This is a genomic window from Rubrivivax sp. A210 (assembly GCF_904426505.1).
In the GTDB taxonomy this organism is placed as follows: domain Bacteria; phylum Pseudomonadota; class Gammaproteobacteria; order Burkholderiales; family Burkholderiaceae_C; genus Rubrivivax.
In genome coordinates, this window is the sequence record NZ_CAJGBN010000023.1 from 24,193 (window position 1) to 40,876 (window position 16,684).

At 72.7% G+C, this 16,684-nt stretch carries 8 protein-coding genes; 5 read left to right on the top strand and 3 right to left on the bottom strand.

Translation table 11 applies throughout. From position 1 onward, the window contains the following. Window positions 1–2 precede the first annotated feature (2 nt). Genes JMV16_RS13815 through JMV16_RS13825 form a run of 3 tightly spaced genes read left to right on the top strand, consistent with a single transcriptional unit; the run spans window position 3 to window position 2,997 of the window. A complete protein-coding gene (locus JMV16_RS13815; protein ID WP_201494869.1) occupies window positions 3–815 on the top strand; it encodes a (Fe-S)-binding protein in 813 nt (270 codons plus the stop codon). Between the two features lie 11 nt (window positions 816–826). After that, window positions 827–1,540 carry a lactate utilization protein C gene (locus tag JMV16_RS13820; RefSeq protein ID WP_201494870.1) on the top strand — a complete coding sequence of 238 codons (714 nt, stop codon included), beginning with the start codon at window positions 827–829 and terminating at the stop codon, window positions 1,538–1,540. Beyond that, complete coding sequence (locus tag JMV16_RS13825; RefSeq protein WP_201494871.1) at window positions 1,537–2,997, top strand: LutB/LldF family L-lactate oxidation iron-sulfur protein; 1,461 nt, start codon at window positions 1,537–1,539, stop codon at window positions 2,995–2,997. Before JMV16_RS13820 ends, JMV16_RS13825 begins: the two co-directional genes overlap by 4 nt. A 4-nt stretch (window positions 2,998–3,001) precedes the next feature. On the opposite strand, the gene JMV16_RS13830 is transcribed toward JMV16_RS13825, so the two are convergent. After that, window positions 3,002–3,814, bottom strand: a complete 813-nt coding sequence (locus JMV16_RS13830) for a carbon-nitrogen hydrolase family protein (protein ID WP_201494872.1) — start codon at window positions 3,812–3,814, stop codon at window positions 3,002–3,004. A gap of 178 nt (window positions 3,815–3,992) precedes the next feature. Here JMV16_RS13830 and glnE point away from each other — a divergent pair, with 178 nt between their 5' ends. After that, window positions 3,993–6,737 (top strand): bifunctional [glutamate--ammonia ligase]-adenylyl-L-tyrosine phosphorylase/[glutamate--ammonia-ligase] adenylyltransferase, encoded by a 2,745-nt coding sequence (gene glnE, locus JMV16_RS13835; protein WP_236580516.1) that lies wholly within the window; start codon window positions 3,993–3,995, stop codon window positions 6,735–6,737. Beyond that, entirely contained in the window at window positions 6,734–7,357 is a 624-nt protein-coding gene (gene rrtA / locus JMV16_RS13840; protein ID WP_201494874.1) for a rhombosortase, read from the top strand. The genes glnE and rrtA overlap by 4 nt, the downstream gene beginning before the upstream one ends. Here rrtA and JMV16_RS13845 read toward each other — a convergent pair. Both JMV16_RS13845 and JMV16_RS13850 read right to left on the bottom strand, forming a co-directional pair. Beyond that, entirely contained in the window at window positions 7,309–14,883 is a 7,575-nt protein-coding gene (locus tag JMV16_RS13845; RefSeq protein ID WP_201494875.1) for a YDG domain-containing protein, read from the bottom strand. The genes rrtA and JMV16_RS13845 overlap by 49 nt on opposite strands. 110 nt (window positions 14,884–14,993) lie before the next feature. Continuing rightward, window positions 14,994–16,667: a ShlB/FhaC/HecB family hemolysin secretion/activation protein gene (locus tag JMV16_RS13850; RefSeq protein ID WP_201494876.1), complete on the bottom strand. Its 1,674-nt coding sequence runs from the start codon at window positions 16,665–16,667 to the stop codon at window positions 14,994–14,996. Window positions 16,668–16,684: the final 17 nt, after the last annotated feature.

The following is a 16,684-nucleotide window of genomic DNA, read 5'->3' on the forward strand; positions in this document are numbered from 1 at the left end:
GCATGACGCCGTCAACACCCATCGCGCGGCCCGCCCGCGTCTACTTCTACGCCACCTGCATGGTCGACCTGATGGCACCGCAGGCCGGCGTCGACGCCATCGCGCTGATCCGCGACGCCGGCATCGCGGTCGACTTTCCCGAAGCCCAGACCTGCTGTGGCCAGCCGGCCCACACCAGCGGCTTCGTCGACGAAGCGCGCGCAGTGGCGCGCTCGCAGCTTGATCTCTTCCCCGAGCCCTGGCCCATCGTCGTGCCCTCGGGCTCGTGCGCCGCGATGATGGCCCACCACTGGCCGCGCCTGTTTGCCGACGATGCCGCGCTCGGCGCACGCGCCCAGGCGGTGGGCTCGCGCATCGTCGAGTTCGCCGCCTTCGCACGCGATGTGCTGGGCCTGGCGGCCACGCCGGCCGCGGCGTCGGCGCGCACGGCGCCGGTGAAGGTGGCGCTGCACACCTCCTGCCATGCGCGGCGCGAGATGGGCACGCATGTGCCGGGCGAGGCCCTGCTGCGCGCCCTGCCCGGCGTGGAGATCGTGCAGCCGGCGCGCGTGGCCGAGTGCTGCGGCTTCGGCGGCACCTTCTCGGCCCGCCATCCGGCGATCTCGGGCGCCATGGTGGGCGACAAGCTCGACGCCATCCGCGACAGCGGCGCCGAGGTGCTGGTCAGCGCCGACTGCGGCTGCCTGCTCAACATGCACCATGCGGCCGACAAGCAGCGCGCCGAAGGCCGCGCCGCGCCGCGCTTCGTGCACCTGGCCAGCTTCGTGCGCGAGCGCCTGGGCGCCAGCGACGCCGCGCAACAGGTTACCGACTGAGGGAGCGCTGCATGAACCTTCCAGACACCCGTGGCGCCCGTGCCGCCATCCTGGCCTCGCTGCGCGGTGGCGACAAGGCACCGCCGCTGCCGCCGCCCGACCTGACGCCCTACCGCGCCGGCCCCTTCGGCCGCGGCAGCCAGGGCCTGCGCGTCGACCCGGCCACGCTGATCCCCATCTTCGAGGCCGCCGCTCGCGGCTGGCGTGCCGAGGTGGTGGCGGCCACGCCCGGCACCTGGCCCGCCGTGGTGCGCGCCGCGCTGGACGTGCGCGGCTGCAGGCGCATTGCCATCGGCGCCGCCAGCCCCTTGCAGCCGGCGCTGGACGGCGCCCTGCAGGGCCTGGACGTGAAGCGCTTCGAGCAGCCGCTGGAGGCCTGGAAGACCGAGCTTTTCGACACCATGGACGCCGGCGTCACCGCCACCGAGGCCGCCATCGCCGACACCGGCACCCTCGTGCTGGTGCCGGGCGCCCATGAGCCGCGCACACTGTCGCTGGTGCCGCCTCTGCATGTGGCCGTGCTGCGCGCCAGCACGCTCTACGCCGGCCTGCCGGCTGCCATGCAGGCGCTGTCTCCGCAGGCCGCCATGCCGACCAATCTGCTGCTCGTCACCGGCCCGTCGAAGACCGCCGACATCCAGCAGGTGCTGGCCTATGGCGCCCACGGCCCCAAGGAACTCGTCATCGTGCTCGTCGACGACCTCAACGGGGGAGAAGGTGCATGAGTGACCTCAAGAGTGCGGTCCACGAAGCCCCGCTGCAGTTCGTCGACCCGCGCCGCTTCAAGGCGAATTCGCAGGTCTCGGTGGACGACCCCCACCTGCGGCGCAGCTTCCGCAGCGCGATGGATTTCCTGCAGGCCAAGCGCGGCGCCCACTTCGGCGAGGCCGCCACCTTCGAGCCGCTGCGCCGCCTGGGCGAGGCCATCCGCAAGTACAGCCTGTCGCGCCTGCCCGACCTGCTGGAGCAGCTGGAGGCCCGCCTGGTCGAGCGCGGCGTGCAGGTGCACTGGGCGCGCGACGCGGCCGAGGCCAACGCCATCTTCCTGGCCATCGCCCAGGCCCACCAGGCCAAGGCCATGATCAAGGGCAAGTCGATGGTCAGCGAGGAGATCGAGCTGAACCACCGCATGGCCGAAGACGGCGTGGCCTGCCTCGAATCCGACATGGGCGAGTACATCGTGCAGCTCGCCGGCGAGCGGCCCAGCCACATCATCATGCCGGCCATCCACAAGACCAAGCAGCAGATCGGCCAGCTGTTTGCCGAGCACATCGCGGACACCGGCTACACCGAGGACGTCGACGCTCTCATCGCGATCGGCCGCAAGGTGCTGCGCGCCGAGTTCCGCGACACGCCCATCGGCGTCTCGGGCGTCAACTTCATGGTTGCCGAGACCGGCTCGCTGGTGCTGGTGGAGAACGAAGGCAACGGCCGCATGTGTACCACCGTGCCCGGCGTCCACATCGCCATCACCGGCATCGAGAAGGTGGTGGAGCGCTTCGAGCATGTGCTGCCGCTGTACAGCCTGCTCACGCGCTCGGCCACCGGCCAGGCCATCACCACCTACCTCAACGTCATCACCGGCCCGCGCCGCGCCGGCGAGCTCGATGGCCCCAAGGAGGTGCACCTGGTGCTGCTGGACAACGGCCGCAGCCAGGCCTACCGCGATGCCACGCTGCGCGCCACGCTGCAATGCATACGCTGCGGCGCCTGCATGAACCACTGCCCGGTGTACGCGCGCATCGGCGGCCTGGCCTACGGCACGACCTACCCGGGGCCCATAGGCTCCATCATCTCGCCCCACCTGATGGGCCTGGACCCGACGCAGGATCTGCCCACCGCCAGCAGCCTGTGCGGCGCCTGCACCGAGGTCTGCCCGGTCGGCATTCCCATCACCGACCTGCTGACCACGCTGCGCCATGCCGCCAAGCACGAGGCCCTGCCCGGCCACGCGCCGCTGGTGGGCCAGGGCAGCGCCGCCGACTGGCGCGAGGCCTGGGCCTGGAAGGCCTGGGCCTGGCTCAACACCCACCCCACGCTCTACCGCATCGCGATGCGCCTGGGCCGCCATGTGCGCGGCGTCACCCCGGCCTGGCAGGGCGGCTGGACGGCGCACCGCACGCCCATGCGCCTGGCGGCGCGCGGCCTGCGCGACCGCCTGGCCGCGGTCGACAAGGGCTGAAGATCTACAGCCGCCGGTGCGCCAGCGCCGGCAGCTGCAGCCGCACCTGCTTGATGCGGCCCGGGTCGAGGTCGGCGATGGCGAAGCCCTCGCCTTCAGGCAGCACATCGAGCACCGTGCCCCAGGGGTCGATGACCATGCTGTGGCCCCAGGTACGGCGGCCATTGGGATGGGTGCCGCCCTGGGCCGAGGCCAGCACATAGCACTGGTTCTCCACCGCCCGCGCCCGCAGCAGCAGCTCCCAGTGCGCCTGGCCCGTGGTGTGGGTGAAGGCCGCCGGCAACACCAGCAGGTCGCAGGGCGGGTTCATCAGCGCGCGGTAAAGCTCGGGGAAGCGCAGGTCGTAGCAGATGCTCAGGCCCAGGCGCAGCGCGCCGGCTTCGGACGGCAGGTCCAGCGCCACCGGCGCGCTGCCGGCGCGCAGCGTGCGGCCCTCGTCATAGCTCTCGCGCCCGTTGTCGAAGGCGAACAGGTGCAGCTTGTCGTAGTGCGCCGCCTCGCGGCCGTCGGGGGCGAAGACGCAGCAGCGGTTGAGTGCGCGGCCCGGTTCGCCGCCGGCCACCGGCAGCGTGCCGCCGACCAGCCAGAGCTCGTGCTCTCGCGCCAGGCCCGAGAGAAAGTCCTGGATGGGCCCGGCGCCGGCCGGCTCGGCCAGCGCCAGCTTGTCGCTGTCGCGCTGGCCCATCAGGCAGAAGTATTCCGGCAGCGCCACCAGGCGTGCGCCGGCTGCTGCCGCGGCGGCCACCCAATGCGCGGCACGCTCGCGGTTGTTCTCCCAATCGGGGCTGGACACCATCTGGACGGCGGCGATCTTCATCGCGCCATGCTACGCGGGCACGGCCAGGGCGAAACGTTCGGCGATATCCACCCGGCGCAGTCGGCCAAATCTTCGCGCTAACCTCGCGCGCTCACACCGCCCGGGCAAGCTGCCGGCCTCCTGAAGGGGCCCGCCGCGGGAACGGTGATCCAAAGAGATGCACACCGAGGGTTCCGAGATGTCGAACAGCAGCGCCGCCACCGCGGCCGCGTCGCACAGCCGTTTCGTGCAGCGCGTGCGGCGGCGCTATGCCGCCGAGTTGCCCCTGCTGCCGCCCGGCGCGCCCGGCTTCGAGGCCATCACCGAACTGGTGTCGCGGCTGCGCAGCAGCGGACGCGACCTCGCCTCGGCGCTGCGCGTGGCCCGCCACCTGGTGCTGGAGCGCCTGGCCGTGCTCGACATCGAGCAGGGCGCGCCGCTGGACACCATCACCGGCGCCATGACCGACCTCGCCGAGGCCACGCTGGAACTGGCCCTGGCCCAGGCCCAGGATGAAGCGGACGAGCGTCACGGCCCGGCGCTGGAAGCCAATGGCGAGCGCGCCGAGCTGTGGATCGTCGGCATGGGCAAGCTGGGCGCACGCGAGCTGAATGTCTCCTCCGACATCGACCTCATCTACGTCTACGACAACGACGGCGAGACCGCCGGCACCGTCAACGGCCGCGGCGCCGTGAGCTTCCACGAATACTTTGCCTACGTCGCCAAGCGCCTGTACGCGCTGATCGGCGAGACCACCGACGACGGCTGCGTCTTCCGTGTCGACCTGGCGCTGCGGCCCAACGGCAATTCCGGCCCGCCGGTGGTGAGCATGGCCATGCTCGAGGACTACCTGCAGGTGCAGGGTCGCGAGTGGGAGCGCTTTGCCTGGCTCAAGAGCCGCGTGGTGGCGCCCAAGGCGGCGCGCGACAGCGGCCGCGCACGCGCGCTGCGCTCGCTGGTCACGCCCTTCGTCTACCGGCGCTACCTCGACTACGGCGTCTTCGAAGGCCTGCGCCAGCTGCACCAGAAGATCCGCGACGAGGCCCAGCGCCGCGCCGCCGGCCGGCCCGAGCGCGCGAACGATGTGAAGCTCTCGCGCGGCGGCATCCGCGAGATCGAGTTCATCGTCCAGCTGATGCTGGTCGTGCGCGGCGGCCAGTTCCCCGAGATCCGCACCCGCAGCACGCTGCGCGGCCTGCAGCGCCTGGTGACGCGCGGGCTGATGAAGCCCGAGGCGGCCGACAAGCTGGCCGAGGGCTATATCTTCCTGCGCCGCGTCGAGCACCGCATCCAGTTCCTCGACGACCAGCAGACCCATTTGCTGCCCGGCGCCGATGAAGACCTGCACTGGATTGCCACCAGCCTGGGCCTGGACTGCCAGCCCGAGGCCTGCGAACTGCTCAAGCGCCTGGGCGCCGTGCGCGAGGCCGTCGTCGCCGAGTTCGACGCCCTGCTGCGCGACGGCCGTGCGCCCGAAGCCGGCGGCGCGCGCAACGGCTGCCGCCAGTGCGGCCAGGGCCCGCTGCCGGTGGACAGCGAGGCCTTGCTCGAACGCATGCCGCCGGCACTGGGCGCGCGGCTGCAGACCATGGTGGCCCACCCGCGCGTGCGCGCGCTGCGCGACGAGAGCCGGCTGCGCCTGGGCCGACTGATGCAGAGCGCCGCCCATGCGATGAAGGAGGGCGCCTGCACCGAGGCCAGCGCGCTGCGCTTCGTCGACTGGGTCGAGCCGCTGCTGCGCCGCGAAAGCTATCTCGCCCTGCTGGTCGAGCGCCCCGAGGTGCAGCGCCGCCTGTTGCGCCTGCTGGGCCTGGCGCGCTGGCCCATGCAATACCTGATGCGCCACCCCGGCGTCATCGACGAGCTGGCCGACGAGCGCCTGCTGCACCAGCGCTTCGACGCCGCAGCGCTGTCGCACGAGCTGAACGAGCGCCACAAGGCCTGGGAGCGCCAGGGCGAGGCCAACGAGGAGAAGCTGCTCGACACCCTGCGCCACGCCCACCATGCCGAGATCTTCCGCACCCTGGTGCGCGACCTCGAAGGCGAGCTCAGCGTCGAGCAGGTGGCCGACGAGCTGTCGCTGCTGGCCGACACCATGCTCGACGTGGCCGTGCAATGGGCCTGGGGCTATCTGCGCCAGCGCCACCGCGAGCGGCCCAGCCTGGCGGTCATCGCCTACGGCAAGCTGGGTGGCAAGGAACTGGGCTATGGCAGCGATCTCGACGTCGTCTTCGTCTACGACGACGACGCCGAGCCCGACAAGGCGCTGGCGCAGGAGGTCTATGCCGCCTTCGTGCGCAAGCTCATCACCTGGCTCACGCTGCGCACCTCGGCCGGCGAACTGTTCGACATCGACACCGCGCTGCGCCCGAATGGCAATTCAGGCCTGCTCGTCACCTCCATCGCCTCCTTCGAGCGCTACCAGGCCGGCCGCGGCGGCAATACCGCCTGGACCTGGGAACACCAGGCGCTGACGCGCGCCCGCTTCGCCGCCGGCGCGCCCAGCGTGGCGGCGCGCTTCGAGGCCACGCGCCGCGCCGTGCTGGGCACAGCGCGCGACCAGCTGGCGCTGCGCGAGGAAATCCGCGCCATGCGCGAGAAGGTGCGCGCGGCACGCCCGGTGCCGGCCGGCCGCTTCGACGTGAAGCACAGCGCCGGCGGCATGATGGACGTGGAGTTTGCGGTGCAGTTCCTGGTGCTGGCCCACGCGGCGGACCACCCGGCGCTGTTCGACAACGCCGGCAATATCGCGCTGCTGCAGCGCGCCGAGGCCGCCGGCCTGCTGCCCAGCGGCGTGGGCACGGCCGCCGCCGACGCCTACCGCGAGCTGCGCCGCGCCCAGCACCACGCACGCCTGGACGAGCAACCCACGCACTTCGAGCCCGAGAGCCTGGGCATCTCACGCAACGCCGTGCTGGCGCTGTGGAAGGCCGTCTTCGATTGAGCAGCCGGTCAGCGGCCTGGGCCTGGGCCACCGTCGGCGGCGCGCTGATGGCCGGCAGCCTGCTCGCGCTGTGGCTGCCGGCCGCCGCACTCGACTGGCAGCCGGCCCTGGCCGCCAGCGAACCCTGGCGCGCCTTCAGCGCCGCCTTTGTCCACTGGAGTCCGCTGCACCTGGGCGCCAATCTCGCGGGCTGCGCCGTGGTCGTGGCCTATGGCCGGGCGGCGCGCACGCCGGCGGCGCTGGCGCTGGCCTGGCTCGCCGCCTGGCCGCTCAGCCAGCTCGGCCTGCTGGCGCAGCCGGCGCTGGCCCACTACGGCGGCGCCTCGGGCGTGCTGCACGCCGGTGTCGCAGTGGCCACGCTGGGCCTGCTGGTGCAACCGGGGCGCGCTCGCCTCATCGGCGGCGCGGTGGCCCTGGGTCTGGTCGCCAAGATCGTGCTCGAAGAGCCCTGGGGTCCGCCGCTGCGCACGGGCGGCGGCTGGGACATCGCGGTGGCGCCGCTGGCCCACGCCAGCGGGGCGCTGGCGGGGCTGGCCTGTGGCGGGCTGGCGCTGATCCTGAGGCGCCGGCCTCAGGGCCCCGGCGATGCGGCGTCAAGCTCGCGCCGCTCGAAGACGTAGTCGGTCTGGCCCTGGTGGCCGGCAGCGCGCGAGGCACCGTACTGCGGCGTCTGCGGAAAATCCTTGACGACGCCGGCGCGCACGCGTTCGAAGAGGTTGACGCCCGGCTGCCAGTTCTCCAGGTCGCCGAGCACCTTCATCAGGTGCCAGGCGAAGACCGAATGGCCGTCGCGCCCCTCGTCGGCCACCGGCTCATTGCCGCCCGATGACATCACCACCGCGGCGCGGCGCTGCAGGAAGTCGGCGACATCGGTGCGCGCATCGAGCTGCACCTTCTCGTTGCCGGCCAGCGAGCCGGAGTAGCAGCTGTCGGACACCAGCATCAGTTGGCGCGAGCCTATGGCCGCCACCATGCGCGCGATGTCGGCGTTGGCGAGCCAGGTCTGCGGCAGGCCGGCGTCGACGTCGGAGGGCAGCCAGAAGCCGGTGTCGACGCCATTGATGGGCACGACCACGCCGTGGCCGGCGTAGTAGACGATGACCGAGTCGTCGTTGTCGGCCTCCAGCGCCAGCTTGTTGAAGGCACGCACGATGGCTTCGCGGCCGGGGTCTTCCAGCACCACGGTCTCGTAGCCCAGGCGGCGCTCCAGCATCTCGCGCACCGCGCGCACATCGGGCACGGCGCCCTCGAGCTGGGGCACGTTCTTGTCGGCATAGCGGTTGACGCCGATCAGCAGCGCCAGCTTGCGCTCGATGCGGGGCAGTGCCGCCACCTTGACCTTGCGCTGGCCGGCCTTGCGCGCCTTGGCCTGCGGCGCGGCCCCGTTGGCGGCGCGGGCCGCGGCGGCGCGTGCGGCGATGACTTCGATCTCCTGCTTGAGCTGCTCGGTAATGAGGCAACTGCCCGTGCTCAACTCGGCCTCGTTGCGGCAGGGCCGCACGTCGGCCAGGGACGGGTCCTGCTCCAGCTTGTAGACGCCGCCAGCCAGCACCTTCTTCTTGTAGCCGGCGCGCGCCGCCAGCAGGGTCTGCACATCGGCGCGTGGCAGCTGCGAGAAATTGATGGCGCCGAAGACGCTGCCGCCGCCCGCGCCACCGCCGCCCGCACTGCCGGACTCGCCCGCGGCCAGGAAGGCCGGCGTGGCATCGAGCACGCGGCCGCTGGTGGGGCTGGACATGGCCAGCGCCACCTGCACCGAGGGCAGGCTGCTGGCCAGCACATTGAGCGTCGCCACGGTGGGGCTGGTCTGGCTGGTGGTGGGTGGCGCGGCGGCCAGGGTCAGCGCGCTGGCATTGCCTGGCGCCTGCACGAAGGCGTAGTTCAGCGCCGCCAGGCCGCCGCCGTCAATGGCATAGCTGCCGGGCAGGCTGGCTGGCGTTGCCGGCGTCGTCCAGGCCAGGGTGCCGCTGGTGCTGGCGGCCAGGCTGTCGCCGGCGACAAAGCCGCTCACCGTGCCAGCGAGCGCCGGGAGCGGCAGGCCGGCGGTGGCGTTGGCGGGCGCGGCGACATAGGCCAGCGTCGCCGGCGTGATGGCGCCCGTGGGCCCGGCGGCAGACAGCGTGTAGTTGGCGGCGTCGGTACCGGCCAGCGTGAGGCCGGCCAGCGTCACCGGCTTGGCGGCGCCGACGTTGGCATCGGCGAAGCTGCCGCTGGCGGCGCCGGCCAGGGCCACGGTGTCGCCGGCCAGCGGCGCGATGGTGGCGCTGCCGGCCAAGGCCGCTGCGGTACTGCCGTCATAGACGCGGCTGGCGGCGCTGAGGCCGCTCACGGCCAGTGGCGCGGCGGTGATGGCAGCCGCGAGGCCGGCAGGCTGCTGCAGGCTGTAGTTGCCGGCGTCGACGCCCGTCAGGCTGAAGCCGCTCACCGCCACCGGCTTGGCCACGCCCACGTTCTTGTCGGCAAAGCTGGCGCTGGCCGCGCCGGCCAGCGTGACGCTGTCGCCGGCCAAGGGTGCGACGGCGGCGGTGCCGGCCAGGGTGGCCGCGGTGCCGGCGTCGTAGACCTTGTTTGCCGCCGTGACCCCGGCCACGGTCAGCGGCAGCGCCGTGATGCTGGCCGCCAGCGGCCCCAGGCCCACCAGCGTGTAGTTGCCGGCGTCGGCGCCGCTGAGGGCCAGGCCCGCCACCGTCACCGGCTTGGCCGCGCCCGCGTTCTTGTCGGCAAAGCTGGCCGTGCCGCCCGTCAGCGTCACCGCGTCGGTGGCGAGCGGCGTCACGCTGCCCGGGCTGGCGAGCGTGGCGGCGGCCGTGCCGTCGTAGACCTTGCCGGCGGCGGCAATCCCGGTCACTGTGAGCGGCGCCGCCGTGATGCTGCCGATGGCGCCGCTGGCATTGCCGCTGAACTGGTAGCCGAAGACGGGGATGCCGCTGGCGCTGTCGGTGGCAGTGGCAGCGATGGTGCTGGCGCTGACGGTCTTGCCGGCGCCGACGTTCCGGGTGTCGAAGCTGCCGACGCTGGGCGTCGCGAGCACCACGGTGTCGGCGGCCAGCGCACCGGCCACCGTGAAATTGGCCGGCGCCAGCGTCGCCGCCGTACCGGCGTCGTAGACCTTGCTCACCGTGCCCTGCAGGCTGGCCGTGAGCGTGGGCGCCAGGCTGTAGAGCAGGCCGTTGCCGGGTGCCGCGGGCACGGTGCTGCCAAAGCTGGCGCTGTATTGGCGAAAGGCGGCGGCCAGGCCGCCCACGGTGTCGGCGGCCGGATCGCCCGACCACACCAGCCAGCGCGCGCCGGCGTTGACGGCCAGCGCGCCGGCGCCGGCGTTGTTGACGAAGGGGCCGCTGCCGGCATTGACGACGAGGGCGTCGCCGGCCGCCCCGGCCACGAGCGTGGCGCCGGCGCCGAAGGTCACGCCAGCGCTGCCGCTGGCCTGTACGCGGCTGCCATTGAGGGGGCCGGCCAGATCCAGCGTGCGCGCCGTGAGCGCCAGGTCGCCCAGGGCGGTGAGCGAGCCGCCGGGCACGAGCTGGATGGCGCCGGCCGAGGTGGCACTGAGCGTGCCGGTGCTGGACGAGACATCGCTGTCCACCAGCAGCCGCGCCACCGGGTCCAGCACCGCCAGCCTCACCGAGCCCGCTGCCAGCGCACCCGGCACCAGATCGCCGGTGGTCTGCGTGATGTCGATGCCGCTGAAGACGGTGTCGAGCAAGGCCGCCGGGTTGCGCGCGAAGGCGTTGGTCACCGTCAGGCTGCCGCCGCCGGCCAGGGTGCCGCCGACGAGGTTGAGCGTATTGAACGTGGCCGGCCCGTTGAGCGCCAGCGTGCCGCCCGTCACGGTGGCCGTGCCGGCGCCGCCGACGGCGCCGCCCAGCACCGCGCTGCCGCGGTTGGAGACCGTGAGCAGGCCGTCCAGCGTGGTGTTGCCGGTGACGGCAAGCGAGCCCCCACTCACGTCCAGCGCATTGGCATTGGCGATGGTGAGTTCCGCGATGGTGTCGGTGCCGGTGGCGTGAACGACGGCAAAGCCGCCACTGATGAGTGCCGTGTCGGCCGCGCCCGGCAGCGAGCCACCCCAGTTGGACGGCGTGGCCCAGTCCCGATTGCCGGCGGCATTGCTGAAGACCTTGGTCGCTGGCCCGGTGGCGAAGATCAGCCGTGCCGCCTCGCCGGCGGCCAGGCTGTAGCCGGGGCTGAAGCCGGCCGGCAGCGTGAGCGAGGCAAAGGTGCCGCTGGACGTGCCGGCGGCGCTGACGAGGGGGATGAAATCGGCGTTTGCCGGTATATAGCCGGTGCCGATGATCGATGCATCGAGCGCGCCGCCCAGCGTGACGTTGCCGGCCACGGCCAGCAGGTCGGAGGTGCCGGGCGTGGTGCCGCCCAAGTCGGTCAGCAGCGTGCCGGCGCCCAGCACGACATTGCCGCTGACGCTGAGCGTGCCCACGCCGCCGGCAGCGCCGGGGCTGAGCGTGCCCAGGTTGGTGAGCGTGCCGGTGCCGGCGCCCAGCAGCACGGTGCCGCCGCCGCTGATGGTGCCGTTGTTGCTGAGATCGCCCGGCACCTGCAGCGTGCTGCCGGCGGCGATGTCGATGAGCCCGGTCTGCGCGAGGGCCGCATTGATGGCCAGCGTGCCCGTGGTGACCAGGATGCCGCCGCTGTTGGCAAAGCTGCCGGCGTCGATGCTGTGCGTGCCGGCCACCGTCTGCAGCAGGTTGCCGGCGTTGATGACGGTGGTGGTGCCGGCGGCGCTGCCCAGCGGGCTGGCGGCGCTGCTGGCCAGGATCAGCGTGCCGCTGGCGGCGTTGTTGAGCGTGCTGGCGCCGGCCGCCGGCAGGCCCAGCACGATGCGGTCGTCGTCGGCGATGGTCAGCGTGCCGCTGTTGATCCAGGTCTTGTTGACGCCCAGCACGCCGCCGGCCGCCGACATCGCCACCAGGCTGCTGCCCTGGGTGGTGAAGGTTCCGCCATCGGCCAGGCTGGCGCTGCCGCCGGCAGCGGCAAAGCTGCCACTGACGGTGACGTTGCCGGCGCCGCCGAGCTGGCCGCCGTTGAGTGCCAGGTCGGCCAGCAGCGCGGCGCTGTCGATGTTGAGCGTGCCGGCGTTGACCACGGTGGCGCCGGTGTAGGCCAGCGTGCCGTTGACGCTGAAGGTGGTGGCGCCGTCCTTGATGAGGCCGCCGCTGCCGTTGATGGTGCCCGAGAACGTGGTGCTGGCACCGCTGCCGGTGGCCACGGTGGCAGCGCCCAGGGCCAGCGTGCCCGCGCCGGCCAGCGAGCCCAGGCTCTCGGCACCGCCCAGGGCCAGCGTGGCGCCGGCAGCCAGCGTGACGGCGGGCGCCGCAGCCAGCAGGTTGGGGGCGGCCAGCGTCAGCGTGCCGGCGTTGACATCCAGCGTGGCGGCCGCGGTGGGAGCCGACAAGCTGCTGGTGCCGGTGGAGGTAAGCGCGCCGGCGCCCAGGCTGGCATTGGCGGTGCCGCCGTTCAGGGCATAGCTGGCCGCTGTCAGCGTGCCGCCGTTGAGCGTGCCGCCCAGCGCAAGGCTGGCCACGGTCTCGGCGCCGCCCAGCTGCAGCGTGGCGCCGCTGGCCACGGTGACATTGGTGGTCGCGGGCAGACGGTTCGCGGCCGTGGTGACCAGAGTGCCATCCCCCACGGTCGTCGAACCGCTGTAGGCATTCGCACCGGCAAGGGTGACGGTACCCGTGAATGGCTTGTTCAGGTCGCCAATGCCACTGATCACTCCGGCCACGGTAAGCCCGCCCCCTTGGCCGATGAGGTTGAGTTGGCCAGCCACCGCAATGGGCCCGGTAAGCAAGCCCGGGCCAGCCACATTTGCGATGACGCCATTGCTCACCGTAACGGCATTGCTGGCAGTGGCGCCGTTGTTCAAGGCCAATGCACTGGCGCCGACGTCAATCGTGCCGCTGCCGGCACTGGCGCCGACGCCGCTCAGGCTGAGGGTGCCACCTGCCACCGTGGTGCCGCCGGTATAAGTGTTGTTGCCGGTAAACGTGACGGTGCCGGTGGTGGTCAGGCTTCGCGGCGCACTGACCTCGCCAATGACACCTGTGACCGTCAGCCCGCCGCCCCCCCCGGCAGCGACGCCGGCGAGATTCGCATTGCCGGCCAGAGCAATCGCGCCAGACAAAGTGCCGAAACCGGCCGAGTTTCCGATCGTCCCGCCGGCAAGCACAACGGTGTTGCCGACGACCGCGCCGTTGTCGATCTGCAGCGTGCCCGCTCCCACGTCAATCTGGCCGATGCCGGCCGTGGCGCCAGCACCCGAGACGCTGAGCGTGCCGGCGGCCACCGTGGTGCTGGCGTGGCTGTTGGGGCCGGTCAGGCGCAGAAGGCCGGCACCGGCCTTGGTGAACGGCGAGGTGCCGACGAGGGCGCCGCTGAAGGTCGAAGGCCCGCCGCTCAGCGTCCAGGTGCTGCCCGCGCCCAGTTGCACGTCGCCGGTGATGGCCAGCGTGCCGGCCGTCAGGTTGGCCGACACCAGGTGCAGGGCGGGGCCCCCGTTGTTGGTGATGACCAGCGCCGCGTTGCCGGCACTGAGCGGCGCGTTCACCGTCACAAAACCCAGCGGCTGGGCCGGCGGCGGCAGCGCGTCGGGGTCGTTGGCCGAGAGCACCAGACCGCCGGTGGCGGTGACGGCGCTTTGGAGCACGATGCTGCCGCCGGCCTCCATCGTCAGGAGGCCGGGGCCGTTGATCGGCGTCACGCCGGCGGCCAAGGTGATGTCCTGCGTCGCCTGAAGGACCACATTTCCCGCCGCCAACTGCGTGTTCACTGCACCCGAGGTGATGACGCTGGTGCTGGTCGGGAAGTCGGCAAAGAGCAGGCTGGGCGTGCTCAGGTCCACGCCCGGCGTGTTGCCGCTGATGTCGGGCGCGCCCTGCTGGATGACGATGAAGTTGGGGTCCAGCAGCAGGCTGCCGGCGCGGCCCGCGGCAGCGCCCAGGTCGGCGCTGCCCGAGAAGTCCAGCACCCGCTTGCCCGAGACCTCGGCAAAGCCGCCGTCGCCGCCGGCGGCCCCCCCGCGGGCGCTGATGCGGCCCTGGAACCGCGTGCCGTCGTCCGACCACACCACCACCTCGCCGCCGTCACCGCGCTGCAGCGCATCGGCGCGCAGACTGGCCCCCGCCGCCACGCCCGCGCGGCTGGCGTTGGGCAGGCTGGCATCCTGGCCCTGGAAGCCGCCGCCGACGCGAATGCGGCCGCCGCCGGCCGCGCCCGAGGCGTCGACCTCGGCCTGGCCCAGCAGGCCGACCTGGGTGCCCAGCAGGGTGATGTCGCCGCCGGTGCCTTCGATCCCCACGGCCGAGGTGCGGCTGGCCGCGCCCAGCAGCAGGGTGTCGGCCGCCTGCAGCCGGATGCGGCCCTGGGCGTCCTGGGTCAGCGAATCGACCTGCACCAGGCCTTGTTGGTTGACGATGGCGCCATAGATGTCGACCGCGCCGCCGGCCGCGGCCAGGCGGCCGAGGTTGAGCACCTCGCCGGCCGGCACCTCGGCACGCACCACCAGGTGGGGCAGGCCGGTATCGACCAGCTCGACACTGCGCGCCGCGGCCAGCGTGGCCTGGCCGCCGGGAGTCTGGATCTCGCCGGCGTTCTCGACGCGGCTGCCCAGCAGCACGATCTGGCCGCCGAAGCTACTGCGCAGGCTGCCCTGGTTGACGACGCCAGCGCTGCTGCCGGCCGCTCCGGCAAAGCGGTAGCGGCCGGCCAGGAAGTCGTTGTCACCCAGGCGCAGCGTGCTGGCCACCAGGCCCGCGACATCGACGCGCGCCTCACGGCCGAAAAGCACGCCATTGGGGTTGAGCAGCCAGACCTGACCGTTGCTGCCCAGGGCGCCGAGGATGTGGCTGGGATCCTGCCCGGTGACGCGGTTGAGCACCTTGCTCGCCGCCGAGGCCTGGTCGAAGTAGACGCTGTTGGCGGCGCCGATGGAGAAGCTCTGCCAGTTGAGGATGGCGCCCGGCGTGTTGCGCACCGTCATCGCTGCGCCCTGGGTGGCCACCGTGGCCTGGCCCCGCACGACCTGGGGGCCCACCGGCAAAGCCGCCAACTGTGACGGCAAGACTGCGGTCTGCGCCTGCAACGCCGGCCCGACGGCCAGCAGCCAGGCGGCGGCGACGGCGCGAGCCAAAGGCAGGGGCCGCGGCGCGCGGGGCCAGGCGGAATGTTGGGACGGGTGGCGCATGGTGTCTCCTGCCGGGGCCGGCCGGCCGCAACGCGGCGCGGCCTTCAAGATCGGGTTCAGTAGCTGGCGTTGACGGCGAAGTGCAGCCGCCGGTCGCCACGGCGCGTGATGGCGGCGTCGCGCGTGGCCACGGCCAGGTCGGCGCGCAGCTGCAGGCCGGGCCAACCCAGGCGCAGGCCCAGGCCCGCCGCGGCGATGTTGCAGCGGGTGTGGCCGGCCAGGCAGGCGCTGTCCTGGCGGTTGCCCACCCAGCCGGCGTCGCCGAAGAACAGCGCGCGCAGCTCGCCGCCGCGCAGCCAGGCGGCGCCGACGCCGTAGTCGGGGCTGAGGGCCTCGGCCGTGAGCTGCAGGCCGGAATCGCCGCTCAGCTCGCGCTCCTCATAGCCGCGCACCGAGTAGGCGCCGCCGATGCCGAACATCTCGCCCGGCACCAGGGGCCGGCCGCTGGCCTGGCCGCTGGCGCGCAGCGCGAACTGCGCGCCGCTGTCGAAGGGCAGGCCAAGCTGGGCGCTGGCGCGCAGGGCCAGATAGTGGCGCCGGCTGCCCGGGCGCACGGCCTCGAAATCGGTGCTGCGGCCATGCGAGCCGCCGCTGCCCAGATTGCCGTGCAGGCCCAGGCTGAAGCCCAGGCGCTGCTCGCTCACCGTTTGCGCGGTGTAGGTCAGCGACAGCGGCTGCAGCGAGACGCTGGCGCCGGCGGCGCCGCAGGCACCTTCGGGCAGGCCGGTGATGCTGCAGCTGTTGCGGTATTCGCGCCATTCGGCGCCCAGCACCAGGCGCTGGTCGAGGTTGGACTGGCGCGGCAAATAGACATTGGCGCGCAGCCCGGCCACGGTGCCGCGGCCCGAGAACTGCAGGTCGCCGGCCTGCGTGCCTATCTTGCCGGCATCGACATCCGACCAGGCGCCATAGGCGTCGATGGCCAGGCCGCGGCCGTACAGCGGCACGCGGTAGCTGGCGCTGATCACGTTGACCGCGGCCGGGTCGCCGGGCGCGGTCTGCCATTCGACGCCGAAGACCTCGTCGCCGCCCAGCAGGTCGGCGTCCTGCCAGCCCAGCGCCGCGCGCAGGCGGCTGTCCTGGCGCCCGCCGGTGTTGTCCAGCCGCGCCGTGACGCGGCGCACCGGCTGCTCCACCACGCCCAGCTTGGCCGCGATGCTGCCGGGCTCGCTGCCCGGCTGCAGCAGCACCTGCAGCGTCTTGGCCGGGTTCTCGTTGGCCATCTGGATCTCGGCGTCGATGCGCCGCACCTCGGGCGTGCGGTTCAGCGCCAGCGCTGGCAGGCTGGCCAGCAGATTGGCGCGCTTGAAATGCGCGCCTTCCTCGACATCGATGCGCGTCAGCCTGCCCTCGACGACGCGGATGCGCAGCACGCCGGCCTTGGGATCCTGCTCGGGCAGGAAGGCGACCACGCCGCCATAGCCGGCGGCACGGTAGAGATCCTGCACCGCCGCCGCCGCGTCCTTGAGCTGGGCCAGGGTGCGTGCGCCCTTGTGGGCCTGCAGCCGCGCCTCGATCAGCGCCGGCGCGAGCAGGGTGTTGCCGACGATCTCATAGGCGTTCACCTCGACCGTGGCCGCGGCCGGCTGGGCTTGCGCCGCGGCGGGCACCGGGGTCATCAGCGGCATCAGCGGCGCCAAGGCCATCAACGCGGCCGAAGCCAGTGCAGGAGCCCGGCGGACCAGGCTTGAAGCGGCCAGATCGAACCTGGCCTTGGACAGTCTGAGCAAAGTGCGCCTCCCGGTCT